Genomic DNA, 23464 nt, shown 5'->3' with positions numbered 1-23464 from the left:
GAACGTTTCCTCATGGTCGCGGTCCTTTCGAACCACGGGTCGGGTGGGCTTGCCCCGCAGCGCCCGGAACTGACGCTCGGCAGCAAGTTCCGCATGATCAACTGGGGCCTGGTGCTCCTGGTCTGCATCATCACGTCGGTCGGGGTGGCTCTGCTCTATTCGGCCGCCGGCGGCAACTGGAAGCCCTGGGCACAGCCGCAGCTGGTGCGCGCCGTCCCCGGCCTCGTCCTGATGCTGATGATCGCGCTGATCGACGTGCGGCATCTGATGAAGTCGGCTTATGCCATCTTCCTGATCGTGCTCTGCCTGCTGGTCGCGGTGGAGCTGATGGGGCGCATCGGCATGGGCGCCCAGCGCTGGATCGACCTGGGATTCTTCCAGCTCCAGCCGTCCGAGCTGATGAAGCCGGCCCTGGCCCTGGCCCTGGCCCGGTATTTCCACGGCATCTCGCTGGACCAGATCGGCCGCCCGCTGCTGCTGATCCCGCCCCTGCTGCTGGTCTTCATCCCGGTGGCGCTGGTGCTGATGCAGCCGAACCTGGGCACCTCGCTGCTGCTGATCATGGGCAGCGGCGCCGTCTTCTTCGCGGCGGGCGTGAGGATCTGGAAGTTCCTGGTGGTCATCGGCGGTGGCCTCTCGGCCATCCCCATCGCCTGGGAATTCCTGCACGATTACCAAAAGCAGCGCGTTTACACCTTCCTCGACCCGGAAACCGACCCGCTCGGCGCCGGCTACAACATCCTCCAATCGAAGATCGCGCTGGGATCGGGGGGGCTGTTCGGCAAGGGTTTCATGTCCGGTTCGCAGAGCCAGCTGATGTTCCTGCCGGAGAAGCACACCGACTTCATCTTCGTGGTGCTGGCGGAGGAGTTCGGGATGGTCGGCGCGCTGATCCTGCTGGCGCTGTACCTGATGCTGTTCATCTACGGCGTGGTCATCGCGCTGAGCTGCCGCAGCCAGTTCGCCCGTCTGGTGGCGGTCGGCATGACCGCGCAGTTCTTCCTCTACGTGATGGTCAACGTGTCGATGGTCACCGGCCTGATCCCGGTGGTGGGCATTCCGCTGCCGCTGGTGTCCTACGGCGGGTCGGCGATGATGACGCTGATGATTGGCGTGGGGCTTCTGCTCAGCATGTCGGTCCACCGCGAGGTCCGCATCCCGAAGAGCGGCGTCACCGAGCTGTGATACCGCTCTTCGGGGCGCATCGTCAGCCCTCCGAGACCTCGCCGTTCTCCTGGATCATCACCTTGTCGATGCGCCGGCCGTCCATGTCGACGACCTCGAAGCGCAGGCCGTTCCAGTGGAAATGCTCCGCGGCGGTGGGCACATGGCCCAGCCGGTCGAGCATGAAACCGGCGATGGTGTGGTAATCGCCCTCGCCCTTCAGACCCCTGACGCCGACCAGCGACTCGACCTCCTCCACCGGGGTCATGCCGTCCACCAGCCAGGAACCGTCCTCGCGCTGGACCGCGAATCCGTCGCCTTCCTGCCCCTGTTCGGGCATCTCGCCGGCGATGGCCTCCATGATGTCGGTGACGGTGGCGATGCCCTCGACGCTGCCATACTCGTCCACCACCACGGCCATGTGGATGCTGGCCTGCTTGAACAGCTCCAGCAGCCGCAGGACGGGGGTGCCGTCATGGACGATCAGCGGCTCCACCATGGCCTCGCGCAGGTCGAAGCTGCGGCCCTGGAGCGCTTGGTTGAGCAGCGCCTTGCTGGACACGATGCCCTGCACCTCGTCCACATCGCCGCGGCAGACCAGGAAGCGGGAATAGCCGCTGGCCTGGATCTCCTTGGCGATGGCGTCGGGCGGGTCGTCGAGGTCGATCCACACGAGGTCCGGGCGCGGGGTCATGATCGACCGCGCTGTGCGATCGGACAGGCGGAACACGCCCTCGATCATCTGCCGCTCGGCAGGTTCGAAGACGCCGGTCTGCGTGCCCTCCTTGATGAGGCTCTTGACCTCCTCCTCGGTGACGGTCTGCTCGCGCGCGGTGGGCAGGCGCAGCAGCTTCATCAAGCCCTCGGTCGAGACGCCGAGCAGCCAGACCAGCGGCATGGCGACCCGCGACAGGACGCTCATCGGGCCGGCCACGCCGGCGGCGATGCGCTCCGCGTTCACCAGGGCCATGCGCTTGGGCACCAGTTCGCCGACGATCAGCGACAGGTAGGTAATCGCGGCGACCACCAGCGCGAAGCCGACCTGCTGCCCGTAAGGGGCGATCCAGGAGACGTTGGCGTCCAGGACCGTGCCCAGCCGGTCGGCCAGGGTCGCGCCGCCGTAGGCGCCGGCGATGATGCCGATGAGCGTGATGCCGACCTGCACGGTGGAGAGGAAGTTGCCGGGGTCCTCCGACAGTTTCAGCGCGGCGCGGGCGCCCTTGCTGCGTGTTTCCTCGGCCATCTGCTGAAGCCGCGCGCGTCGCGACGACACCAGCGCCATTTCCGACATCGCGAAAAAGGCGTTCAGCAGGATCAGCAAAATGATGACCAGTACTTCCCAAATCATGGCGTCGAGCCCGCGGGCGCTCCCTTTTATGAAGACAGTTTGTCGAAGATCAGCATGCCGGCCTGCCCGAAACCGAACAGGATGGCGGCGACGATGACGATGGCGATCAGCCCGGCGACGAGGCCGGCGACGACGAAGGCCCCATCCTTCTCGATCAGCCCCAGCGCGATCAGCGCGATGGCGAAGGCCGGCGGCTGGTTGCCGAAGACGATGGGAAGGGCCAGGATTCCGGCGAGAATCATCACCGCCACGCCGAGCAGCCGTTCCGCCGTCGGGGCGGTCATCGCCGGCAGGCGCGGGCGCAGATGCCGCTCCAGCCGGTCGACATGCGGCTTCGCCTTCGCGATCACCCGCAAAAAAGCGTCCCGGTCCAGCGTAAGGGCGGCCAGCCGGCGCGGCAGCCAGGGGCGGTCGCGTCCGGCGGCGATCTGGGCGCCGATCAGCAGCATCGGCAGGCCCGTCGCCGTGGACAGACCCGGCACCGGCAGGATGTTCGGAATGGACAGGATCAGAAGCAGGGCGCCGAAGGCGCGGTCGCCCAGAATGCCCACGAGGTCACCAAGCGCGATCCGCGCGCCGTGGTCGTGGTTCAGGAAATCGTCCAGCACCGCCGAAGCGGGGTTCACCGGCGGGAAACCGGTGGTCGCGGCATCGCCGCGGTCGACGCCCTCCGGAGCCTGACGGTCCGGGGACGTGTCGGGAGGTCGGCCGTCGCTCACGGCGCTCCCCACGGAGGCCGCCCGAAACGGCGGAAGGGTAAACCCATGGACCTTTCGCGTCGCAACATCGTACCGGCTCCTTTTACAGCATCGCCGGTCGGTGCGCCAGCCCATCTGTGGAATGTGCCGTTTCTCAAGGGGATGATGCCACCAACGGCAGCTCGACGGTGAAGGTCGAGCCGCGTCCCGGCGCCGAATCGGCGGTGATGCGCCCGCCGTGCCCCTCGACGATGGACCGGCAGATGTAGAGGCCGAGGCCGACCGTTCCCTCCCCCTCCGTGCCCAGCCGGCCGGAGCGGGCGAAGGGCTGGAAGAGCTGAGCCAGCTCCGCCGGCGGAATGCCGCGGCCGTCGTCGGACACACGCAGGCGCGCCCAGCCGCCGCCCTCCCCCGGGGCCTCGCTCAGAGCCACACGGACGCTCCCACCGCGGTCGGAGTATTTGATGGCGTTCGACAGGAGGTTGTTGAGAAGCTGGTCCAGCTTGGCCGGGTCGATGTCGGCCATGGGCATGGGCGGTTCGGGCACGGACAGCTCGATGGTTATGGACTTGCCTTCGGCCAACACGCGGTTCATCGAGACGTTCCGGCGGACCAGCGTCATCAGATCGGACGGCCGCCGCGTCAACCGCATCCGCCCCGCCTGGAGCGCCGCCAGGGACAGCGCGTCCTCCACCATGTGGCGCATGGACAGGCTGGATTCGCGGATGCGCTCCAGGCAGGCACGCTCCGCCGCCTCCAAGCGCCCGTCCAGCCTCTGCTCCAGCAGCTCCGCGAAGCCGACGACGACCTGGAGCGGCGTGCGCAGATCGTGGGCCAGCATGCCCATCAGCCGGTTCTTCTGCTCGTTGCTGGCGGCCAGCTCGGCGTTGGCCTTGGCGAGCGCCCGCTGGGCGTTGGCGAGTTCGTTGTTGAGAAGGGTCATTTCGCCGAACAGCGCGTCCAGGGAGGGAACCTCCGGCCCCGGCACCACCTCCCGAAGCGGAACGAGCCGTTGGGCCAGCCGCGGATTCAGCGTCTCCAATTCCTCCATCACGGCGGACAGCCCGCCGGGCGCCCGCGCCACGGCCAGCACCAACCCCTCCGCGTCGCTGAGCCCGCTGACATGGAATCCCCCTATGGGGTCGAGCCGGCTGGACAGGGGCTGGTCGATCACCCGGCCGGATTTCCGCAGGCCGCTGAACAGGTCCAGCGCGCCGGCCACCGCGTCCGGGCCGAACAGAACCGGGAAAGGCGTGCCGGGCTTTCCGGTCAATCCCGGCAAACCAGCGCCCAGCCGGTGCAGGGCGCGCAGCCGTCCATCGTGGTCGCAGGTCAGGACCAGCCCGTCCATGCCCTCTCCCTCAAGCCGCATGGGTCACGGAACACGCATCACGCCACACCGACGGCGCGGTTCGGAGCCGCCGGGCCGATCAGCCGCTCCGCGATGGCGACCGCCTCCTCCGCGCCGGGGGCGAAGGCGTCGGCACCGACCGTCCTCCACAGGTCCGGAACGAGGTTGAAGGGATAACCGCCGACCAGCACATGCGGCTGCTCTCCGGATTCGGCGCGCACCGCGGCGATGAGGGCCGCGACCCGCCCGACATGGGCGGTGATGGTGGCCGACACCGCCAGGACGCGGGCGCCCCGCTCCCGCACCGACCGGACGACGCTGTCCACGGGCGCGTTGGCGCCGAGATAATGGCTGTCCCACCCGGCCATCTCGAAGAAGTCGGCGACCATGCGGATGCCGATCTCGTGCTGCTCCCCGCTGACACAGGTGGCGACCATGGACAGGCCGCGCCGCTCGGCGGCGAAGATCACCGGATAGAGCTGGCCCATGATCGTCTGGGTGGCGGCGGTGGCGAAATGCTCGTGCGCCACGGTGATCGCGCGCGTCTGCCACAGGCGTCCGATCTCGCGCAGAACCGGCTGGAACACATGCAGGTAAAGCTCGGGCACCGTCGCCCCGCCGGCCGCCGAGTCCGTCACCAGCAGCGCCGCCCGGCGCCGGTCACCGGACAACAGCGCATCCAGATAGGCGCGGGCGAGCGCGCCGAGCGGCGCGTCCGACCGGACGAAGGGCGGCACCTCCCGCGGCAGGGCGGGCAAAGCGGCCAGCCCTTCCCCCACGCAGGCGCGCACGCGCGTCGCCGTGGCGGGATCGATCCGGGCAGCCACCACGTCGCGGAGGATTTCCAGGCTTTCGCCCAGTTCCTCGTCGGGGATGCCGATCCCGGCGAAGAGGACCTTGACCCAGGCCACATACTCGCGGAACAGCGCCGGGCTGTCGGCGGCCACGGCCTCCGCAAGATAGAGAAGGTGAAAACCGACATCCTCGACGCACCGTTCCCGCCCGGCCTCGCCGTAACGGGCGTAGAGCGCGGGCCAGCGCTCGAACTGGATCGCCACTACGGCGCGCGCCAATTCGGCGCGGCGGTCCGCAATGGGGTTGGAGGCGATCCGTATCGGGTCCTGGGAAGGCCGGACGGTCTCCGGCATGGCGCGGCGTCTCCGGTCGAGGGGGCGTTCGGATGAAAGGTGCTCCCTCGCACCCGTTCCTGCAACGCCTGACTGCGCCGACCGGTCCAGATTTCAGCAACCGCATCCTATGGTTGTTAATCTTCTGTTCGACGGTTTTGCTAACGGCCTTTCTGAAGAACAAAGGTCAGCCGCTTCACGAGGTCGGCCTTCGACACCGGCTTCACCAGATAGCCGGAAATGCCGTAAGCGATGGCCCGCTTGACCGTGTCGGCCTCGCGATGCGCCGTCAGCACGATCACCGGAAGGTCGGCGAGCGGGTTGCCCGTGGCCGTGCGCAGGGCGTGCAGCAGGTCCAGCCCGCTCATCCGCGGCATTTCCAGATCGCAGATGGCGAGGTCCACCTCCTCCGCATGGTCGCGCAGGATGCCCAGCGCAGCCATGCCGTCCGATGCCTCCCACACATGGCGAACCTTCAGATCCTGAAGCAGGCGGCTCATCAGCCGGCGGGTGAAGTCGTCGTCTTCGATCAGCAGGACACGCAGGTCGTTGATGCTGCGGCTCGGCAGCCCATCCTTCGCATTGTCAGTCAGCATCGGCGCGGCCACCCATATCCGTGTCGTTGCATTGGGCGAATGCAGAAGCACGTTACATCGTCGGACCATGCCGGAAAAGCCGGTAAATGATGCTGATTTTGCAATTTCTTCAACCGCAGGGACAGGAAGGCGACGGGTTGTTGCGGCCGATGGCGGCGATGCGCCGGGGTCCGTTGTCCGCGGGGTCGGCGATCTGCTAAACCCACACCGATTGACGGTCGGGTCCGGCTCCTGAAAGCGGCACCGCGCCCGGCCCGTGGTTCTGGAACAGCGCGATCCATGCAACTCGACCTTCTCAAGCGACCGGACGGACGCACGGCCATACTGATGCCGTCCGGCTTCGTCCTCGATCTTCTGACGCCGGACGCCACCGGCATGCCGATCGAGGACATCGCCCAATGCCTGTCGTCCCAGCCGCGCTGGGGCGGTGCAGCCCGGCCCTGGTATTCGGTCGCCGAGCATTCGGTGATGGTCTCGCGTCTGGTGCCGCCGGCCCTGGCCTACTCGGCCCTGATGCACGACTGCGAGGAATTCCTCGGCGACTGGCCGTCGCCGGTGAAGGTCATGCTGGACCGCGACTACGTTAAGCAGCGGCTGCATCCGGTCAAGGACGCGCTGCGCCGCTGGTTCGGCTTCGATGACGAGGCGCCGGCCATCAAGCAGGCCGACCTCGTCTGCATGGCGACGGAGCTGCGCGACCTCCTGCCCCCGGCTTGGTTGGATTGGGGGCATCTGCCGGCCGCCCACCCGGACAGGATCGTTCCGGTCGGCCCCGACCAAGCTTATGCCCTCTTTCTGAGCCGGTACGAGGAGTTGAAGCACCTCGCCAAGCCCGTGAAGGCAAAAGCCGCGAAGACCACGCGGAGCAAGAGCAAGCCGGAAGCGCGGTAAGGTTTCTATCCCAGCGTCGCGATCCGCCCGGTGTGGTTGCCCAGCGCCTGCAGCGCCGTGGCGACGATGTGACGGGCGGCGAGGCCGGCCTCCTCATACTGCTTGGCCGGGCTGTCATGGTCGAGGAAGCGGTCGGGCAGGACCATCGGGCGGATCTTCAGCCCGCCATCCAGAAGGCCGGCCATCGCCAGATGCTGCAGCACGAAGCTGCCGAAGCCGCCGACCGAGCCCTCCTCGATGGTGATCAGCACCTCATGCTCCAGCGCCAGACGGCGCACCAGCTCCTCGTCCAGCGGCTTGGCGAAGCGCGCGTCGGCCACCGTCGTCGACAGCCCGCGCGCACCCAGCTCCGCCGCCGCCTTGCGTGCCTCGGCCAGGCGCGTGCCGTAGCTGAGGATCGCCACCTTGGTGCCTTCCTGGAGGATGCGGCCCTTGCCGATGGGCAGCACCTCGCCGCGCTCCGGCAGTTCCAGCCCCACCCCCTCGCCGCGCGGGTAGCGCAGCGCCGAGGCGCGGTCGTCGATGGCGGCGCTGGTCGCCACCATGTGCATCAGCTCCAGCTCGTCCGCCGCCGCCATCAGCACGATGTCGGGCAGGCAGCCCAGATAGGCCACGTCGAAGGCCCCGGCGTGGGTCGCCCCGTCCGCCCCGACCAGACCGGCGCGGTCGAGCGCGAAGCGCACCGGCAGGCGCTGCAGCACGACGTCGTGCACCACCTGGTCGTAGGCGCGCTGCAGGAAGGTCGAGTAGATCGCGCAGAAGGGCTTGAAGCCCTCGGTCGCCAGCCCGGCGGCGAAGGTCACGGCGTGCTGCTCGGCGATGCCGACGTCGAAGCAGCGGTCGGGGAAGCGCTGGCCGAACAGGTCGAGCCCGGTGCCCGACGGCATGGCCGCGGTGATGGCGAGGACGCCGGGGTCGCGCTCGGCCTCGGCGATCAGGGCGTTGGCGAAGACGCGGGTGTAGGTCGGGGCGTTGGACTTGGGCTTGGACTGGGCGCCGGTGACGACGTCGAACTTGGCGACCGCGTGCAGCTTGTCGGCCGAGGCTTCCGCCGGGCCGTAGCCCTTGCCCTTCTTGGTGACGACGTGGATCAGGACGGGCTTGTCGTCGCCGGCGTCGCGCACGTTCTGCAGCACCGGCAGCAGATGGTCCAGATTGTGCCCGTCGATCGGGCCGATGTAGTAGAAGCCCATCTCCTCGAACAGCGTGCCGCCGGTGACCATGCCGCGGGCGTACTCCTCCGCCCGCCGCGCCGCCGTGCGCAGAGGACGCGGCATGTGGCCGGCCAGATCCTCCGCGAAGTGCCGCAGGGTCAGGAAGGGTTTGGAGGAGATCAGCCGCGAGAGATAGGCCGACAGGGCGCCGACCGGCGGGGCGATCGACATGTTGTTGTCGTTCAACACAACGATCACCCGGCTGTCGCCGGAACCGATGTTGTTCATCGCCTCATAGGCCATGCCGGCGCTCATGGCGCCGTCCCCGACCACGGCCACCACATGGTTGCGGCGGCCCAGCCGGTCGCGCGCCACCGCCATGCCCAGCCCCGCCGACATGGCGGTGGAACTGTGCGCCGCTCCGAAGGGGTCGTACGCGCTCTCCGTACGTCTCGTGAATCCGCTCAATCCCCCTCCGGTACGGAGCGTACGGATGCGGTCGCGGCGCCCGGTCAGGATCTTGTGCGGGTAGCACTGATGCCCGACGTCCCAGATCAGCCGGTCGGCTGGCGTGTCGAAGACATAGTGCAGCGCCACGGTCAGCTCGACGACCCCCAGCCCGGCGCCCAGATGACCGCCGGTCACCGACACCGCGCTGATCGTCTCGGTTCGCAGTTCGTCGGCCAGTTGCCGCAGTTGGCGTGGTTTCAAGCGGCGCAGATCGACGGGGGTGCGCACCCGGTCGAGCAGAGGCGTCCTGCTGCTCGGGATCTTGGACTTCATGGCCGGTGCCTCCCCCATTATGGGCCCCATTATGGGCCGTCAACCAATGCAGCGGCCGGCGCAACGGTCCCGCGCGCTGTGGTTTTGCGGCTTGCCAAGGATGAAAGGCGGAGCCGGACCACACCAGAGTCCGGCAAGTATCATACAGTAATCTACCTGCCGTGCGTCTCCGGACGCTCCAAACTGGAGCGCGACGCAATTTCAGGGATAGGCGCATGACGGCGATCCACCAGACGGCGATCCACGATGGAAAGGGCAAGGCGTAACCATGGCCGTTCCCGCGATCCAGGCGGCGCTGGTCGGCGCCTATGTCCTGCACCAGCGCCTCAGAGGCAACCGGCGCTTCCCGCTGGTGCTGATGATGGAGCCGCTGTTCCGCTGCAACCTCGCCTGCGCCGGCTGCGGCAAGATCGACTATCCCGACCCGATCCTGCGCCGCCGCCTGTCGGTGGAGGAGGCCCTGGGCGCGGTGGACGAGTGCGGCGCCCCGGTGGTTTCCATCGCCGGAGGCGAGCCGCTGCTGCATCCCGAGATCCACACCATCGCCGCCGGCATCGTGGCGCGCCGCAAGTTCGTCTATCTTTGCACCAACGCCCTGCTGATGGAGAAGCGACTCGACCGCTTCACCCCCAGCCCCTTCTTCACCTGGTCGGTCCATCTCGACGGCGGGCGGGAGGAGCATGACAAGGCGGTCTGCCAACCGGGCGTCTACGACCGCGCCGTCGCGGCGATCCGCGCCGCCAAGGCGCGCGGTTTCCGCGTCAACATCAATTGCACCCTGTTCGACGGGGCGGAGCCGGAGAAGGTCGCCGCCTTCCTCGACGAGGCGATGGCCGCCGGCATCGACGCCGTCACCGTGTCGCCCGGCTACGCCTACGAGCGCGCCCCGGACCAGGAGCATTTCCTGAACCGCCGCAAGACCAAGGAGCTGTTCCGCGACGTCTTCGCGCGGGGGCGGGGCCGCAAATGGCGCTTCTCGCAATCGTCCCTGTTCCTGGATTTTCTGGCCGGCAACCGCACCTACCGCTGCTCACCCTGGGGCAACCCGACGCGCAACGTCTTCGGCTGGCAGCGCCCCTGCTACCTGCTGGGCGAGGGCTATGCCCCGACCTTCAAGGCGCTGATGGAGGAGACGGACTGGGACGCCTACGGCACCGGCAATTACGAGAAATGCGCCGACTGCATGGTCCACAGCGGCTATGAGCCGACCGCGGTGGAGGACACGCTGCGCAATCCCCTGGCGGCGCTGGCGGTCAGCCTGCGCGGGCCGCGCACGGAGGGACCGATGGCGCCGGAGATCCCGCTGGACCGCCAGCGCCCGGCGGAGGAGGTCTTCTCACGCCACGTTGCGGACACGCTGCGCCGGATCGAGGCCGAGCGGACCGCCGCCGAATAGGTCGGCGGGAAAGGCTTGGGCCGCCCCGCGCAGTGACGACAAGGCGCGGCCCAGGTCCCAGGCCAGCCGGCCCAGCGCGACGAGTTCGCGGGGGTCGGCGGCCAGCCGCGCCAGCACGGCGCCGGGGGCCATGCGCCCAGCCCCGTCGAGTCCGGCTAGGGCTGCCGTGGGCAGCGCCCGCCACGCCGGGTCGGCGACCGCGCGCAGCACGGCGAAGGGCCGCCCCCATGCCTGGCAGGCCCGCGCGACGGCAAGGCTCTCCAGATCGACCGCCGCGGCACCGGTCAGAGCGCGCAGCCGCGCCTTGTCCCCGACCGTCGCCGCGGGCATCCGCGCCCCCGCCACCAACGCGGAGCGTGCCTGAGGCAAGGCGTCGTGCAGGCGATTCTGCCAGGGCTGGCAGGTTTCATGGACGGTACCGTCCTCATCGACGACAGCCGTCGCTACAACCAGCGAGCCGGGCCGCAGGTCGGGCGCCAAGCCGCCGGCGATGCCGAAGCTGATGAGTCCGCAGGCTCCGCCTTCCAACAGCCGATGCGCGGCCACCGCGGCCGCGGCGTCCCCCGTGGCGCAGGCGACGGGCAACCCGCTACGCCGGGCGATACGGGCCTCCAACGCCATGCCGGTGAGGATCGCGGCGGCCATCACGCCTCCCTATGGCGATATCCAGTAACGCAGCGTCAACGCCGTTTCCATGCCATCCTCCGCCACCGTCACGGCGGCGTCGCGGAAACTCGGCGGCGCCAGGAGCACCGGGGCGTCGTTGCCGAATCCGAAGCCTTCCCGCGGCACCCCGAGAAGGTTGCGGTCCAACTGACCGTTGCCGTTCTCGTCGTGATAGACGCGCAACGCGTAGGTCCCCGGCGGCACGTCGGGCACGGCGACGCGCACCGCCCCCTCCGTCGCCGGGGCAGCGACCCGGAAGGCGCAACGCCCCGCCGGGTAGGCCGCCTCCTCGCACACGGCGAGGACGATCTGCCCATCGCCGTTGCGCACGCCCTGAACGGTCACGGTCAGCGCCGCGGCCAAGACCGCCGCTCCTCCTCTCACGCCCGCCCCATCACACCCTGAAGGCGCGGTAGCGGGCCAGCGCCCACAGTGGGAAGCTCGCCGCGTAGCCGTGGTACTTCAGGTAGAAGACGCGTGGGAAGCCCACGGCGGTGAAGGGTTCCTCGCTCCACAGCCCTTCGGCGTTGCGGGCCGACAGCAGATAGTCAACGCCGCGGTCGACCGCCGGGTGGTTGCCCTTGCCGGCCGCCATCAGCCCGAGCAGCGCCCAGGCGGTCTGCGAGGCGGTGGAGACCGGCCCCTCGCCACGCGGGTTGCCGGCCCAATAGCTGGCGCCGTCCTCCCCCCAGCCGCCGTCCGCGCGCTGGTGCGCCAGCAGCCACTGCGCGGCGCGCTGCACGGCCGGTGCTGCGTGCGGCACTCCGGCGGCGTTCAGCGCCTCCAACGCCGACCAAGTGCCGTAGACGTAGTTGGTGCCCCAGCGCCCGAACCAGGCGCCGTCGCTCTCCTGCTCGCGCTCCAGGAAGGTCAGGCCGCGGCGGGTCGGCACGGTGTCCCGGCCCTCGCCCAGCCGGGCCAGCATCATGACGCAGCGGGCGGTCACGTCGGAGGTCGGCGGGTCGAGCAAGGCGCCATGGTCGGCGAAGGGGATGTGGTTGAGAAAATCGTGCTGGTTCTCGGCGTCGAAGGCGCCCCAGCCGCCGTTGCGGCTCTGCATGCCGACGATCCAGTCCCGCGCGCGGCGGATCGGTTCGCCATAGCGCTCGGTGTCCAGCCGTTGCAGGGCCATCACCACCATGGCGGTGTCGTCGGTGTCCGGGTAATGGGCGTTGTTGTACTGGAAGGCCCAGCCGCCCGAGGCCAGCCCCGGCCGCTGCCACGCCCAGTCGCCCTCGACATCCAGGATCTGCCGGTCGATCAGCCAATCCGCCCCGCGCCGGGCCGCGGCGCGGGCCTGCGGGTTTCCGGTTTCCAACAAGGCGTTGCAGATGATCGCGGTGTCCCAGACCGGCGACAGGCAGGGCTGGCAATAGACCCGCCCCGGCTGCCGCACCACCAGCCCGCGCAGCGCGCGGCGCGCCGTCGCCGCGTCGGGATGGTCGGGCGGCATGCCCAGGCAATGGAACATCAGCACCGCGTTGACCATCGCCGGGAAGATGGCGCCCAGCCCGTCCTCCCCGTTCAGCCGCTCGGTCACGAAACGCACCGCGCGGTCGATGGCCGTCTGGCGCCCGTTGGCGGGCAGGCGCGGCTCCACCGCGTGCAGGGCGGCGTCGAGCGCGCGGAACAGAGTGGCCCAGCCGCCGCGGCTGTTGTTGCTGTGCCAGTTGCGCACGCGCTCCGGCGGCTCGGTGAACAGTTCCGCGATGCCGATGCCGCGCGGATTGCGGGCCCGCAGCCGGTGCGCCATGACGACCAGAAGCGGGACCACCACCGTCCGCGACCAGTAGGAGATGCGGGAAATGTGGAAGGGCGACCAGGGCGGCAGGTTCATCACCTCCACCGGCATCGCCGGCACCGCCCGCCAGGGGATCTGCCCGAACTGGGCCAGCAGGATGCGGGTGAAGACGTTGCAGCGCGCCGCGCCGCCGCGCGCCAGGATCGCCTCGCGGGCGCGGCGCATGTGCGGCGCGTCGGGGCTGTCCCCCGCGGCCTTCAGAGCGAAATAGGCCTTCACGCTGCAACTGATGTCCATGGCGCCGCCGAAGAACAGCGGCCAGCCGCCGTCCTTGCCCTGCCGCCCGCGGATGAAGGCGGCCAGACCGGCTTCCAGCTCCGGATCGATCTCGTCGAGGATGTGGTGCAGCAGCAGATATTCGGATGGGATGGTGGCGTCGGCCTCCAGCTCGAACACCCAATGGCCATCGGCCTGCTGGCGGCGGATCAGGGCGTCCGTGGCCTCGGCCACGGCGTCGCCCACGGCCTTGGCCGACGGCTCGGCCCGTTGGACCCGCAAGGTTGTGCTTGCGTTGTGGTCTTGCATCGGCGCTCCCGCTTTGCCCCGGTGTTCCCCATGGTGGAGGTATCAGGGTAATGAGGTGCCGCGCTTCGCCCATTGGTTGGAAGTAAGATACGGTAGCGTACGTTGGGTGCCAGAGGTTGTCCTGGCAGACTGCGTACGTTTCAAGGGGAGACGTACAGCGTGACAGAACGGCAAGGTGTCCTGGGCCGGATGGCGGACCTCGGCCGCAGCATGATCGGGGGCCTGGGCGCCCTGTCCTGCCGAAGGCCGCGGGTGACGCTGGCGGTCGGGGTCCTGTTGTCCGTCCTGGCCGGCTGGTATTCCGCCGATAATCTGACGATGAGCACCAGCACGGCGGACATGATCTCGCCGGACACCGCCTTCCGCCAGCACACAGAGGAATACCGGCAGGCCTTTCCCTTCGCCGACGACCAGATTGTCGTGGTGGTGGACAGCCCGTCCCCCGATCAGTCGGACGCCGCCGCCGTACGTCTGGCGGAACGCATGTCCGCCCGCAGCGACGTGCTGTCGGCGGTGGAGGTGCCGTCCGCCGATCCGTACTTCCGCCAGTATGGTCTGCTCTTTCTCGACACGGAAAAATTGCAGGATCTGGCCACCCGGCTGGCCGGGGCGCAGGCGGCGCTGGGCGCGCTGAACGCCGCTCCCAACCTTCAGGGTCTGGCCGACCTGCTGGACCTGATCCTGACCCACGCGGACGAAGGGGCGCCGGCCACCCCCGCCAATCTTCTCGACCGGCTGGCGGTCAGCACCGCGACGGTGGCGGACGGCCGCCCCGTGCCGCTGTCCTGGACCGGGCTGGTGCAGGCCGCGGAAGAGGAGGACCGGGCAGCCAACCGCCGCTTCGTCCTGGCCCGGCCCATCCTCGACAACAGCTCCTTCGGGCGCGGGCGTCCCGCGGTCACCGCGGTGCACGAGGCCATCGGCGCGGTGATGGCGGAGCCGGTCGGGCAAGGGGTCGAGATGCGGGTCACCGGCGCCGTGCCGCTGCGCCAGACGGAGTTGGACACGGTCGCCAACAGCGCCGGTCTCGCCACCATCCTGTCCTTCATCCTGGTTTCGGCGGTGCTGATCGCCGGGATGCGGTCGGGGCGGCTGATCGCCTGCATCATGGTGGTCCTGCTGCTGGGCCTGACGCTGAGCGCCGGGGCGGCGGCGTTGACCGTGGGGCGGCTGAACCTGATCTCCGTCACCTGCGCGGTGATGTTCTTCGGGTTGGGCGACGATTACGGCGGGCATCTCGGCCTGCGTTACCAGGAGGAGCTGCGCCGCGGCCTGCCGCCGCTGGCCGCCGCCATCGAGGCGGTGCGGGCGGTCGGGCCGGCGCTGGTCCTCAGCACCCTGTGCGCCATCATCGGCTTCCTGTCCTTCGTGCCGACCGCCTATCTGGGACTGGCGGAGTTCGGCATCATCTCCGCCGTCGGCATGGTGGTGGCGCTGCTCATCAGCCTGACCCTTCTGCCCGCGCTGATCGTCCTGCTGCGCCCCGGCCCCGGTGTCCCAGCGCCGGAGCGCGAGGACCGCGGCTTCGCCGGCTGGGTCACCCGCCACCACCGCGCGATCCTCGCCCTGGCCGGGGCAAGCGCCGTTTTGTCCATGGCGGCGCTGCCGCTGGTGCGGCTGGACGTCAACCCGCTGAACCTGCAGGACGAGCGGACGGAGGCCGTCGCCACCTACCGCGATCTCGCCACCACACCGCGCACCTCACCCTATTCCGTCAACATCCTGACGCCGGACCTCGCGGCGGCGCAGGCGCTGGCCGACCGGCTGCGCCCCCTGCCGGAGTCGGGCGGCGTGCGCACCTTCGCCAGCTTCATCCCCAAGGACCAGGAGGCCAAGCTGCCGATCCTGGCGGACATGTCGCTGCTGGTCGGCCCCAGCCTCGCCGCACCCGCCACCCCGGCGGCGCTGGACCAGGGTGGGCTGGAGCGCGCCTTCGCCATGCTGAAGACGGTGCTGGGGGGCTATCGGACGGACAAGGGCGACGGACCGCCCGAGTTGCGCGCCGCCGTGCAGCGCTTCGACGGCGCGCTGGCCCGCATCCAGCCGGGGCAGCTCGCCACGCTCGACGCCGCGCTGACCGGGGGCGTGCCGCCGCTGCTCGAGCGGCTGCGCGAGGGCATGGCGGTGGAGCAGCCGGTGACGGCCGCCGATGTGCCGGACAGCCTGCAGGCCCGCTGGATCGCCGCGGACGGACGCGCCCGCGTCGAGGTGCTGCCCACCCACGACATCTCCGACAGCCGCGAAATGGCCGATTTCGCCGACGCGGTGCTGGCCGTGGTGCCCAACGCCACCGGCGCCCCGGTCACGGTGACGGAGGCGGCCAGGGTCGTCGGCTCCTCCTTTCTGGAGGCGACGGCGCTGACGCTGGTGCTGATGGTGCTTCTGCTGGTCGCCGTTCAGCGCTCGGTGACCGGGATGGTGCTGATCCTGGCGCCGTTGGTCCTGGCCGCCCTGTGGACCATGGCAACGGCCGGGCTGCTGGACATCCCCTTCAACTTCGCCAACGTCATCGTCATCCCGCTTCTGTTCGCGCTTGGCGTGTCGAGCAGCATCCACATGGTTTCGCGCGGGCAGGATCTGGTGCGGGAAGGGGCGTCGGACAGCGCCTTCGGCATCGAGCTTCTGGTGACCAGCACGCCGCGCGCCGTCCTGGTCAGCACGCTGACCACCAGCACCGCCTTCGCCACGCTGGCGCTGTCCAATCACCGCGGGCTGTCCAGCATGGGGGTGCTGCTGGCGGTGTCGATCACCTACACGGTCATCTCGTCGCTGGTGGTTCTGCCGGCGCTGATGATCCTGTGGCACCGCTGGCGGCTGCGTCGCAGACCAGCAGTCCCGGCGCGGTGACCGAGCCGACGATCAGCCGCCCGTTCCACGGGAGGGCGACCGTGGCGGCCGAAAAGCGCCGTCCGTCCTCGTCCAGCAGGATCTCCGTCCCGGCGGGGCCAAGCGCCGCGACGCGGGTCGGTGCCGCAGCCCCGCCCGGCCAGCCGTAGCGGTGCAGCGCCAGCCGGAACGGCGACGGGTGCAGCGCCACCAGCAGGCGGCCGTCCGGGGCCATCGTCAGGTTGTCCGGCCCTCCGGAAAGGGCGAGGCGCTCTGGCGGGGCCTTCGGATCGGACAGGCGGTAGACGAGCAGCGCCTCCTCCCGCGTGGCGGCGACGATCAGCCGGTCCTTGGCTTCGTCGGGAAGCAGGCCGTTGGCGAAGCCGATCCCGCCGATCAGGACGCGAGCGTTGTTGTTATCGACGAAGCCGACGAAGCCGTGGCGCCCGCCGAAGACGTTGTCCTCGATCACGGCGCTCCAGCCGCAGCCGCCGTGGCTGCTGGTGAACAGGAAACGCTCCCTGTCGAGGAAGGCCACGTCGTTGGCCCGGCAGAGCAACGGGCTGGTGATGGTGCCTTGGTGGGTCAGGGTGGCGCCGTCCAGGCGGAAACGCTCGACCGTTGCCGTCCCATCGTCGTGACGGCTGATGGCGAGCAGGGAGCGTGCGCCGTCCGGCTCGGCGCGGAGGTCGATGCCCGCTGGGCGCAGGCCGGTGGCAAGGGGGACGACGGCGACGGTCGGCGCGTCGAGGGATTGCAGGTTCAGCAGGTGGAGCCCGCCCGTGGTTCCGGCGCGGCGGTCGTAGGCGGAGAGCACCGCCTGACCGCGCGCGGCGTCGAGCGCCATGTCCTCGATGCCGATGACGGGGGCGTCGTCAGCGGTGACGGAGACGGTGCGGCAGGCGGATTGGGCGGGGTGGGTGAGGAGGGTGATGAGGAGGAAGGTCGTTGCCCCCACCCTCCCCACTTCGTGGGTTCCCTCCTCCCCGCTTCGCAGGGGGGGCCAAATCACGCCACACCGGCCCCCCAGCGCGCGACGAAGGGCGCCCATTCGCGGTCCACCCGCTCCCGCCCCTCGTCGGACAGGCGGTGGCGGTTCTTCGCGTAATCGCTCACCGCCCCCAGATACGCCGCGAAATTCGGCTGCGCCGCCGCGAAGCCCGGCAACTCCAGCGTCTGGTACAGCCGCTCCACCTCCTCCAGCGGCGCGCGCTCGAACCGTTCGAACGGCACCTCGGCGAAGCGGTTCGCCGGCAGGTCGGCCGTGTCGTCGATCAGCGCCTGCATGATGCGCGGGTAATGGTCCAGCACCACCCGCTCCACGTCGATGTGCTCATGCGGCTGGAGCGCCAGCCGTGCCAGCAGCGTGCGGTAGAAGCCGACCGTCGACACGAACACCGCCCGCGGGTCGCGGTGGATGTGGATGAAGCGCGCGTCGGGCCAGATCTCCCGCATCATGGCGACCCGCGCGCTGTAGACCGGGTTCTTCAGCAGGATGCAGCGCCCGCCCTGGGCGATCGACACCTTCTCCAGGAAATAGAGGAAGCGGCGCTTCCAGGCATCCCGCTCCGCCGCCGTGCAGCCGTCGAAATAGAGGCCGCGCCGCAGATTCTCGTCGAACCGCTCCGGGAAATAGAGGCCGTGGTAGAAGGAGACCGGCGACATGTTCGCCAGCGCGATCTCGTCCTCCTGCGGGCTGTCGGCCTTGACCGGCACGTTGTCGATGTAGCGCCGCTCCGGCAGGGCGCGGGCCAGCAGCGGCCGCAGGACCGAGCCCAGCCCCAGCATGTCCCAGGGCAGCCCAACCGCGAAGGGGTCGATGATGCCGAACTGCGGGTCGCGGCTCAGCACGTTGTAGAGATGGGTGGTGCCGCTGCGCCAATGGCCCAGGATGAAGACCGGCGGCGGCAAACCTGCGGACTTCCGGCGCCGCGCCGCCACCCACCCGGCCTCCGCCAGGGAGAAGGGCGCGCGCCCAAGGGCCGAGGCCAGCGCCGCCAGTGCCGTCGGCCAGCCGCGCCCCCGCGGCCCGCCGTTGCGCGTCAACACGGTCAGCAGGGTGATGGCGTCGCAGCCATACAGCGGATGGTCCGGGATCGGCATCCATCCGCTTCCCCTCTTTGCTTGCCCACCCATCCGGACACCTCCCTTCGACAGCGCCGCTCAGGAGGATAGACCGGCCCGGACGCTGTTACATCCCACACGGACGGTTGAATCCGCCTGCCCCGAACGGGCAGATTTCCATCGACTCTTGCCGGAACAGGACGGGGCGCACCGCGATGACTGGGTCTTCCTCACGCCGAACATGGATGCGCGCCGCGCTCGCGCTGGTCGTCCTGGCGGCTGGCCTGCTGCCGGTCCCCGCCGTGGCGCAGCAAGCCCCCGGCACCGCAGCCGGCACCACGCCGGGCGCCCGCGCCACGGTGGCGCGGCTGAACGAGGCCATCCTGTCCCTGATGCGGGAGGCCGCGGGACGGGAGCCGGCGCGGGTGCGCCTTCAGCGCTTCCTGCCGGTGATGCTCGACACCTTCGACCTGGAAGCGGCGCTCCGCGTCGCCGCCGCTCCCTATTTCGACCAGTCGGCGGAGCCGGAAAAGCGGCAGGCGCTGGACGCCTTCGCCCGGCGCAGCGCCGCCCAGTATGTCGACCGCTTCGACAGCTACGACGGCCAGCGGCTCGAGATCGTCGGCGAGCGGTCCGCCCCGCGCGGGATGCTGCTGGTCGACACCGATCTGGTGCGCGCCGGCAAGACGCCGGTGCGGTTGAGCTACCTGCTGCGGCCGGAGGGTGACCGCTGGCGCATCCTCGACGTGCTGGCGAAGGGCACGGTCAGCCAGCTCGCCACGCAGCGCTCGGAGTTCCAGAGCACGCTGCGCGGCGGCGGGCTGGCCGCCCTGACGCGCGATCTCAACAGCAACGCCGACCGCATCCTCGGCGGGGCCTAGAGGCGGAGGCGGAGGCGCATGGGCATCACCCTCGTCACCGGGGGCAGCGGCTTCATCGGCGGGCATCTGGTGGCGGCGCTGGCCGCGCGGGGCGAGCGGGTGCGCATCCTCGACCGGCAGGAGCCGCCGCATGATCGGCCGACCGGTGTGGAGTTTCACCACGGCTCCATCCTCGATGCGGCGGCCGTCGCCCGCGCGCTGGAGGGGGCGGTGCAGGTTTATCACCTCGCCGCCGTGGCAACCTTGTGGGACCGCGACCCGACCGTCTTCGACCGGGTGAACCGGCAAGGGACAATGGCGGTTCTGGACGCGGCGGCACGGACGCCGGGCTTGAGGCGCTTTCTCCATTGCTCGACGGAAGCCGTGATGATCGGCCACCCCCCGCCCCGCCGGCCGCCCCAACGGCTGGACGAGAGCGCCGATCCGGGGCCGGAGGCGCTGGCCGGTGCCTACTGCCGGGCCAAGTATCTTGCGGGAAAGGACGCGCGGGGCGCCGCGGCGCAGGGGCTGCCGGTGGTGGTGGTCAACCCCACGGCGCCCATCGGCCCCGGCGATCGGCTGCCCACCCCGCCGAACGCCATGCTGCGCCTGTTCCGGCGCGGCGGGCCGCGGCTGATCCTGGATTGCGTGCTGAACCTCGTGGACGTGCGTGACGTGGCGCAGGGGATGATCCTGGCCATGGAGGGAGGACGAATCGGGGAGCGCTACATCCTGGGCGGCACGGACGTCGGACTGGGCGATCTGGCGCAGCGGATCGACCGGCTTTGCGGGCGCCCGCAGCTCCGTCGCTATCCCGTGCCGCCCGCCCTGGCGCTGGGGGCCGCGCGGGTGGAGGAATGGCTGTCCGACCATGTGACCCGCCGCCCACCGACCGCGCCGGTCACCGGAGTCCGGCTGGCGCTGGGCGGCGGCGGGTTCGACAGCGGCAAGGCGATGCGGGAACTGGGCTACACGGTCCGGCCGCTGGACGCGAGCCTGAGGGCGGCGTTGGCGTGACCTCTGCCCGTCAGCCGATCCGCGCGCGCACCGCGGTCAGCAGGCTGCACAGCCCGCGGTCGTGGATGCCGATGGCCTCCAGATGGGCGACCGTGTTGGCGAGGTAGTCCAGGTTCGGACCGCGCTCGCCCCGGCAGCAGGCGATGCGCTCGGCCATGGCGGTCTCGTCCATGCAGCCGCAATACTGCCGATGGCGGCGGTCCACGACGAAGGTGCAGGCAGTGACCGGCGCCCCACCGTCGCGCGGGCGCACCGGCAGCAGCTTCGGCCGGTAGACGCGGTTCAGCATCTCCCGGTCCCACAGACAGTCCAGCGTCTCCGGCACCCGCTCCGCCGCCACGCGGAAGACGATTCCCCGGCAGGAGCCGCCGCGGTCCAGACCCAGCACCAGCCCCGGCCGCTCCGGCGTGCCGCGGTAGCGGTGGGAGGAGACGCAGAAGCGGCGGTGGTAGCCGCCCAGCACCGCCGGATGGCGCTCCAGAAAGGGGAACTCCGGGTTCCACATCAGCGAGCCGTAGGCGAAGACCCAGAGGTCGGCGCCGGGCGTCACGGCGATGTCGGCAGACCAGGAAGAGGCGGATGATGCCGTGCGCTGCGCCGGTGCGATGACCGGAAGCTCGGCAACAGGCGATTGCGTATCGAGCAGCATGACCCTTAAGTAATGCAGCGTGCGCCGACTGGTGGCGACACGGTGAATGCTAGCACGGCCCCTGGCCGCCCGCTATAAGGTGGGTGCCACAAAACGGAAATGCCACAGATGCGCGTTCGGAAGATCTTGGGCTTCGCCGTTCTCGCCCTGGCCCTGCTGGCCGGCGCCTATTCGGTCTGGTGGTGGCAAGCCGCAGCGGCGGTGGAGCGCGGCGTGCTTGCCTGGATGGACGAGCAGCGAGCGGCGGGCACCGTGGTGGCCCATAGCGGGCTGAGCGTCGGCGGCTACCCCTTCACCGTCCGCGCCGCGCTGGAGGCGCCGCACCTCGCCACCCGCGACGTGGAATGGCGGGGCGCTAAGCTGGTGGCGGAGGCGCCGCCCTGGAACCACACGCGCATCGCCCTGTCGCTGCCCGGCGAGCAGCGGGTGACGGTGGTGCAGCCCAGCCAGCCGCCCTTCACACTCATCGCCCGCGACGGCGGCCGGGGTCATGTCGGCCTCACCCTGACCGGCCAGCCGGTGGAGGCGCGGCTGGCCTTCACCAACCTGGTGGCGCAGCCCGAGTCCCTGCCTGTTCCCATCGCCGCCCTGGACCTGACCGCCAGCCAGCCGTCCGAGCCGCCGGCCAGCCACAGCGACACCGGCCTCTCCGTCACGCTGGAAGCCCGCGGCGCCACCCTGCCCGAGGGCGCGCCGGACTCGCTGGGCCGCGAGGTGCAACGGCTCCTGCTGACCGCGCGCGTCCTCGGCCAGCCGCCCAAGCCGGAGCCGGCCAGCCTGTCGGCCTGGAGCCGCGACGGCGGCACGCTCCAACTCGACGGGCTGAATGTGGATTGGGGACCGCTGAAGCTGGCGATGAACGGCACGCTGGCGCTGGATGCCGCCTTGCAGCCACAGGCCGCGCTGACGGCGGAGGTGCGCGGGTATCAGGCGGTGCTGGACGCGCTTCAGGGGATGTTCCGGCCCAAGGAATTGGCGATGGCCCGCACCATGCTGGGCCTGCTGGCCCGCCCCACCGGGCCGAACGGCGAGCCGGTGCTGACCGCCCCGGTCACCCTGCAGAACCGCGGGCTGTTCCTGGGGCCGCTGAAGGTCGCGGCGTTGCCGGCGGTGGTCTGGTAGGGGCGGCGCATTGCCCCCACCCCGGCCCTCCCCCGCTTCGCAGGGGAGGGAGATTGGTCCCCTCCCCTGCGTCAGCGGGAGAGGGTTAGGGAGGGGGCAAGACGTCGCTGCACGACAACCTCACGCCGCCTGCAGCATCCCCTGCATGTCCTCGTAGGACGGCAGATGGTCCAGCTTGCCGACCGCGGACACCGCCATCGGGCCGGCAAAGACGCGGTTGGCAGCCGCCGCCACATCCTCCGGCGTCACGGCGTCGATGCGCTCGAAGATCTGCTCGATGGTCCGTACCTCGCCGGTGCGCAGCAGGGTGCGGGCGAAGCGGTCGGCGCGACGCATGGTCGATTCCAGCGACTTGCCCACCGAGAAGCGCATCTGCTCCTTCGACCGCTCCAGCTCCACCGCGGTCACGCCGTCGCGGGCCTTGCGCAGTTCCTCGAAGAAGACCGGCACCAGCTCCGCCACCTCCTCCGGCCCGGTCCCGGCGTAGAAGCTGAGGGCGCCGCCGTCCGCATACTGGATGGGAGCCGCGTAGACCGAATAGACCAGCCCGCGCTTTTCGCGGATCTCCTGGAACAAGCGCGAGGTCATGCCGCCGCCCAGGATGTTGGCGAGGTGGCGAAGCGCGTAGCTCGCCGAATCCTCGGTGCCGACGCCGGGGAAGGCCGCCATGAAATGCACCTGCTCGGCGTCGCGCTTCAGCAGCGCCGACCCGCCCTTGTTGACGACCGTCTCCTGGAAGGGGTCGTCCTTGGCGGTCAGATGGCCGAACAGCGCCTCCGCCCGGCGCACCACGGTGCCGTGATCGACGTTGCCGGACACCACATAGACCATGCGGCGCGGGTCGTAATGGGACACATAGTCGAACAGATGCTCCCGCCCGAAACCCGCGACGTTCTCCTTGGGGCCGAGGATCGGGCGGCCCAGCGCCTGCCCGTCGAAGGCGGTGCGGCGCAGCGCCTCGTAGACCACATCCTCCGGCTCGTCGGCGTAGCGGCCGATCTCTTGGATGACAACGCCGCGCTCCTTCTCAACCTCCTCTTCCGGGAAGACGGAGTTGAGGACGATGTCGCCGATGATCTCGCAGGAGACGTCGACGTGCTTGGCCGCCATCTGCGTGTAATAGGCGGTGACGTCGTAGTCCGTGTAGGCGTTGAACTCGCCGCCGCGGTTCTCGATCTCCAGCGCGATGCCCAGCGCGTCGCGGCTTTCCGTTCCCTTGAAGATCATGTGCTCCAGGAAATGGGCGATGCCGTTCACCGCCGGCCGTTCGTTGCGCGCCCCGACGCCGACCCAGACGCCGCTGGTCACCGTGCCGAGATGCGGCAGGTGGTCCGTCAGCACGCGGAATCCGTTGGCGAGGGTGGTCAGTTGGATCGTCACACAGGGTCTCCTGGTAGGGCACGGGATCGCCCGGAACATCGGGGGC

The 23464-nt window shown here is 70.0% G+C and carries 20 protein-coding genes; 7 read left to right on the top strand and 13 right to left on the bottom strand.

Annotated elements, in window-relative coordinates:
• Window positions 1-12 precede the first annotated feature (12 nt).
• Window positions 13-1185, top strand: a complete 1173-nt coding sequence (rodA, locus tag ACWPXE_RS08995; protein WP_454017530.1) for a rod shape-determining protein RodA — start codon at window positions 13-15, stop codon at window positions 1183-1185.
• A gap of 22 nt (window positions 1186-1207) precedes the next feature.
• Here the strand turns inward: rodA and ACWPXE_RS08990 are convergent, their stop codons facing one another.
• The 5 genes from ACWPXE_RS08990 to ACWPXE_RS08970 all read right to left on the bottom strand — a co-directional run bounded on the left by ACWPXE_RS08990 (window position 1208) and on the right by ACWPXE_RS08970 (window position 6284).
• Complete coding sequence (locus ACWPXE_RS08990; protein ID WP_454017529.1) at window positions 1208-2512, bottom strand: hemolysin family protein; 1305 nt, start codon at window positions 2510-2512, stop codon at window positions 1208-1210.
• 26 nt (window positions 2513-2538) lie between these two features.
• Entirely contained in the window at window positions 2539-3231 is a 693-nt protein-coding gene (locus ACWPXE_RS08985) for an exopolysaccharide biosynthesis protein (protein WP_454017528.1), read from the bottom strand.
• A gap of 133 nt (window positions 3232-3364) precedes the next feature.
• Window positions 3365-4561: an ATP-binding protein gene (locus ACWPXE_RS08980; protein ID WP_454017527.1), complete on the bottom strand. Its 1197-nt coding sequence runs from the start codon at window positions 4559-4561 to the stop codon at window positions 3365-3367.
• A 38-nt stretch (window positions 4562-4599) separates the two neighbouring features.
• A complete protein-coding gene (locus ACWPXE_RS08975; RefSeq protein WP_454017526.1) occupies window positions 4600-5709 on the bottom strand; it encodes a cobalamin B12-binding domain-containing protein in 1110 nt (369 codons plus the stop codon).
• Between the two features lie 140 nt (window positions 5710-5849).
• Window positions 5850-6284 (bottom strand): response regulator, encoded by a 435-nt coding sequence (locus ACWPXE_RS08970; RefSeq protein ID WP_014197623.1) that lies wholly within the window; start codon window positions 6282-6284, stop codon window positions 5850-5852.
• A 279-nt stretch (window positions 6285-6563) separates the two neighbouring features.
• On the opposite strand from ACWPXE_RS08970, the gene ACWPXE_RS08965 reads away from it, so the two are divergent.
• Complete coding sequence (locus tag ACWPXE_RS08965; protein WP_454017525.1) at window positions 6564-7175, top strand: hydrolase; 612 nt, start codon at window positions 6564-6566, stop codon at window positions 7173-7175.
• A 5-nt stretch (window positions 7176-7180) separates the two neighbouring features.
• Here the strand turns inward: ACWPXE_RS08965 and dxs are convergent, their stop codons facing one another.
• On the bottom strand, window positions 7181-9112 hold the full coding sequence (gene dxs, locus ACWPXE_RS08960) for a 1-deoxy-D-xylulose-5-phosphate synthase (RefSeq protein ID WP_454017524.1): 1932 nt from the start codon (window positions 9110-9112) through the stop codon (window positions 7181-7183).
• A 268-nt stretch (window positions 9113-9380) separates the two neighbouring features.
• Here dxs and hpnH point away from each other — a divergent pair, with 268 nt between their 5' ends.
• The gene (gene hpnH / locus ACWPXE_RS08955; RefSeq protein ID WP_454017523.1) at window positions 9381-10508 is read left to right on the top strand and encodes an adenosyl-hopene transferase HpnH; all 1128 of its coding nucleotides are present in this window, start codon (window positions 9381-9383) and stop codon (window positions 10506-10508) included.
• On the opposite strand, the gene ACWPXE_RS08950 is transcribed toward hpnH, so the two are convergent.
• The 3 genes from ACWPXE_RS08950 to shc are packed head-to-tail and all read right to left on the bottom strand — an operon-like array spanning window position 10449 to window position 13500.
• Entirely contained in the window at window positions 10449-11153 is a 705-nt protein-coding gene (locus ACWPXE_RS08950; RefSeq protein WP_454017919.1) for a phosphorylase family protein, read from the bottom strand. The two genes, hpnH and ACWPXE_RS08950, sit on opposite strands and share 60 nt — an antisense overlap.
• 9 nt (window positions 11154-11162) lie before the next feature.
• A complete protein-coding gene (locus ACWPXE_RS08945; protein ID WP_454017522.1) occupies window positions 11163-11537 on the bottom strand; it encodes a DUF2141 domain-containing protein in 375 nt (124 codons plus the stop codon).
• Between the two features lie 31 nt (window positions 11538-11568).
• Window positions 11569-13500 (bottom strand): squalene--hopene cyclase, encoded by a 1932-nt coding sequence (shc, locus tag ACWPXE_RS08940; protein ID WP_454017521.1) that lies wholly within the window; start codon window positions 13498-13500, stop codon window positions 11569-11571.
• Window positions 13501-13659: 159 nt separating this feature from the next.
• Between shc and ACWPXE_RS08935 the strand changes: the two genes are divergently transcribed.
• Window positions 13660-16347, top strand: coding sequence for an MMPL family transporter (locus ACWPXE_RS08935; protein ID WP_454017520.1), 2688 nt, complete (start codon window positions 13660-13662; stop codon window positions 16345-16347).
• Here the strand turns inward: ACWPXE_RS08935 and ACWPXE_RS08930 are convergent.
• Together ACWPXE_RS08930 and ACWPXE_RS08925 are read right to left on the bottom strand one after the other, a co-directional pair.
• The gene (locus ACWPXE_RS08930) at window positions 16259-17284 is read right to left on the bottom strand and encodes a hypothetical protein (protein WP_454017519.1); all 1026 of its coding nucleotides are present in this window, start codon (window positions 17282-17284) and stop codon (window positions 16259-16261) included. The genes ACWPXE_RS08935 and ACWPXE_RS08930 overlap by 89 nt on opposite strands.
• A 50-nt stretch (window positions 17285-17334) precedes the next feature.
• Entirely contained in the window at window positions 17335-18429 is a 1095-nt protein-coding gene (locus ACWPXE_RS08925; protein WP_454017518.1) for a sulfotransferase family protein, read from the bottom strand.
• Window positions 18430-18635: 206 nt separating this feature from the next.
• On the opposite strand from ACWPXE_RS08925, the gene ACWPXE_RS08920 reads away from it, so the two are divergent.
• Both ACWPXE_RS08920 and ACWPXE_RS08915 read left to right on the top strand, forming a co-directional pair.
• Window positions 18636-19271, top strand: coding sequence for an ABC transporter substrate-binding protein (locus ACWPXE_RS08920; RefSeq protein ID WP_454017517.1), 636 nt, complete (start codon window positions 18636-18638; stop codon window positions 19269-19271).
• Between the two features lie 18 nt (window positions 19272-19289).
• Complete coding sequence (locus tag ACWPXE_RS08915; protein WP_454017516.1) at window positions 19290-20267, top strand: NAD-dependent epimerase/dehydratase family protein; 978 nt, start codon at window positions 19290-19292, stop codon at window positions 20265-20267.
• Between the two features lie 10 nt (window positions 20268-20277).
• Here the strand turns inward: ACWPXE_RS08915 and ACWPXE_RS08910 are convergent, their stop codons facing one another.
• Window positions 20278-20916, bottom strand: coding sequence for a gamma-glutamylcyclotransferase (locus ACWPXE_RS08910; protein WP_454017515.1), 639 nt, complete (start codon window positions 20914-20916; stop codon window positions 20278-20280).
• Window positions 20917-21024: 108 nt separating this feature from the next.
• On the opposite strand from ACWPXE_RS08910, the gene ACWPXE_RS08905 reads away from it, so the two are divergent.
• Entirely contained in the window at window positions 21025-22038 is a 1014-nt protein-coding gene (locus ACWPXE_RS08905; RefSeq protein WP_454017514.1) for a DUF2125 domain-containing protein, read from the top strand.
• A gap of 120 nt (window positions 22039-22158) precedes the next feature.
• Here ACWPXE_RS08905 and ACWPXE_RS08900 read toward each other — a convergent pair whose 3' ends face one another.
• Window positions 22159-23418 carry a M16 family metallopeptidase gene (locus ACWPXE_RS08900; RefSeq protein ID WP_454017513.1) on the bottom strand — a complete coding sequence of 420 codons (1260 nt, stop codon included), beginning with the start codon at window positions 23416-23418 and terminating at the stop codon, window positions 22159-22161.
• Between the last annotated feature and the right edge of the window lie 46 nt (window positions 23419-23464).

The organism is Azospirillum sp. Marseille-Q6669 (assembly GCF_965111635.1).
This window is presented reverse-complemented; position numbering and strand designations above follow the sequence as displayed.

Coding starts and splice junctions, on each gene's coding strand:
- shc (WP_454017521.1), bottom strand. CDS start 13,500: ATGCAAGACCACAACGCAAGCACAACCTTGCGGGTCCAACGGGCCGAG.
- ACWPXE_RS08965 (WP_454017525.1), top strand. CDS start 6,564: ATGCAACTCGACCTTCTCAAGCGACCGGACGGACGCACGGCCATACTG.
- ACWPXE_RS08920 (WP_454017517.1), top strand. CDS start 18,636: ATGCGCGCCGCGCTCGCGCTGGTCGTCCTGGCGGCTGGCCTGCTGCCG.
- ACWPXE_RS08925 (WP_454017518.1), bottom strand. CDS start 18,429: ATGCCGATCCCGGACCATCCGCTGTATGGCTGCGACGCCATCACCCTG.
- hpnH (WP_454017523.1), top strand. CDS start 9,381: ATGGCCGTTCCCGCGATCCAGGCGGCGCTGGTCGGCGCCTATGTCCTG.
- rodA (WP_454017530.1), top strand. CDS start 13: ATGGTCGCGGTCCTTTCGAACCACGGGTCGGGTGGGCTTGCCCCGCAG.
- ACWPXE_RS08975 (WP_454017526.1), bottom strand. CDS start 5,709: ATGCCGGAGACCGTCCGGCCTTCCCAGGACCCGATACGGATCGCCTCC.
- dxs (WP_454017524.1), bottom strand. CDS start 9,112: ATGAAGTCCAAGATCCCGAGCAGCAGGACGCCTCTGCTCGACCGGGTG.
- ACWPXE_RS08915 (WP_454017516.1), top strand. CDS start 19,290: ATGGGCATCACCCTCGTCACCGGGGGCAGCGGCTTCATCGGCGGGCAT.
- ACWPXE_RS08990 (WP_454017529.1), bottom strand. CDS start 2,512: ATGATTTGGGAAGTACTGGTCATCATTTTGCTGATCCTGCTGAACGCC.
- ACWPXE_RS08905 (WP_454017514.1), top strand. CDS start 21,025: ATGCGCGTTCGGAAGATCTTGGGCTTCGCCGTTCTCGCCCTGGCCCTG.
- ACWPXE_RS08980 (WP_454017527.1), bottom strand. CDS start 4,561: ATGGACGGGCTGGTCCTGACCTGCGACCACGATGGACGGCTGCGCGCC.
- ACWPXE_RS08950 (WP_454017919.1), bottom strand. CDS start 11,153: ATGGCCGCCGCGATCCTCACCGGCATGGCGTTGGAGGCCCGTATCGCC.
- ACWPXE_RS08910 (WP_454017515.1), bottom strand. CDS start 20,916: ATGCTGCTCGATACGCAATCGCCTGTTGCCGAGCTTCCGGTCATCGCA.
- ACWPXE_RS08970 (WP_014197623.1), bottom strand. CDS start 6,284: ATGCTGACTGACAATGCGAAGGATGGGCTGCCGAGCCGCAGCATCAAC.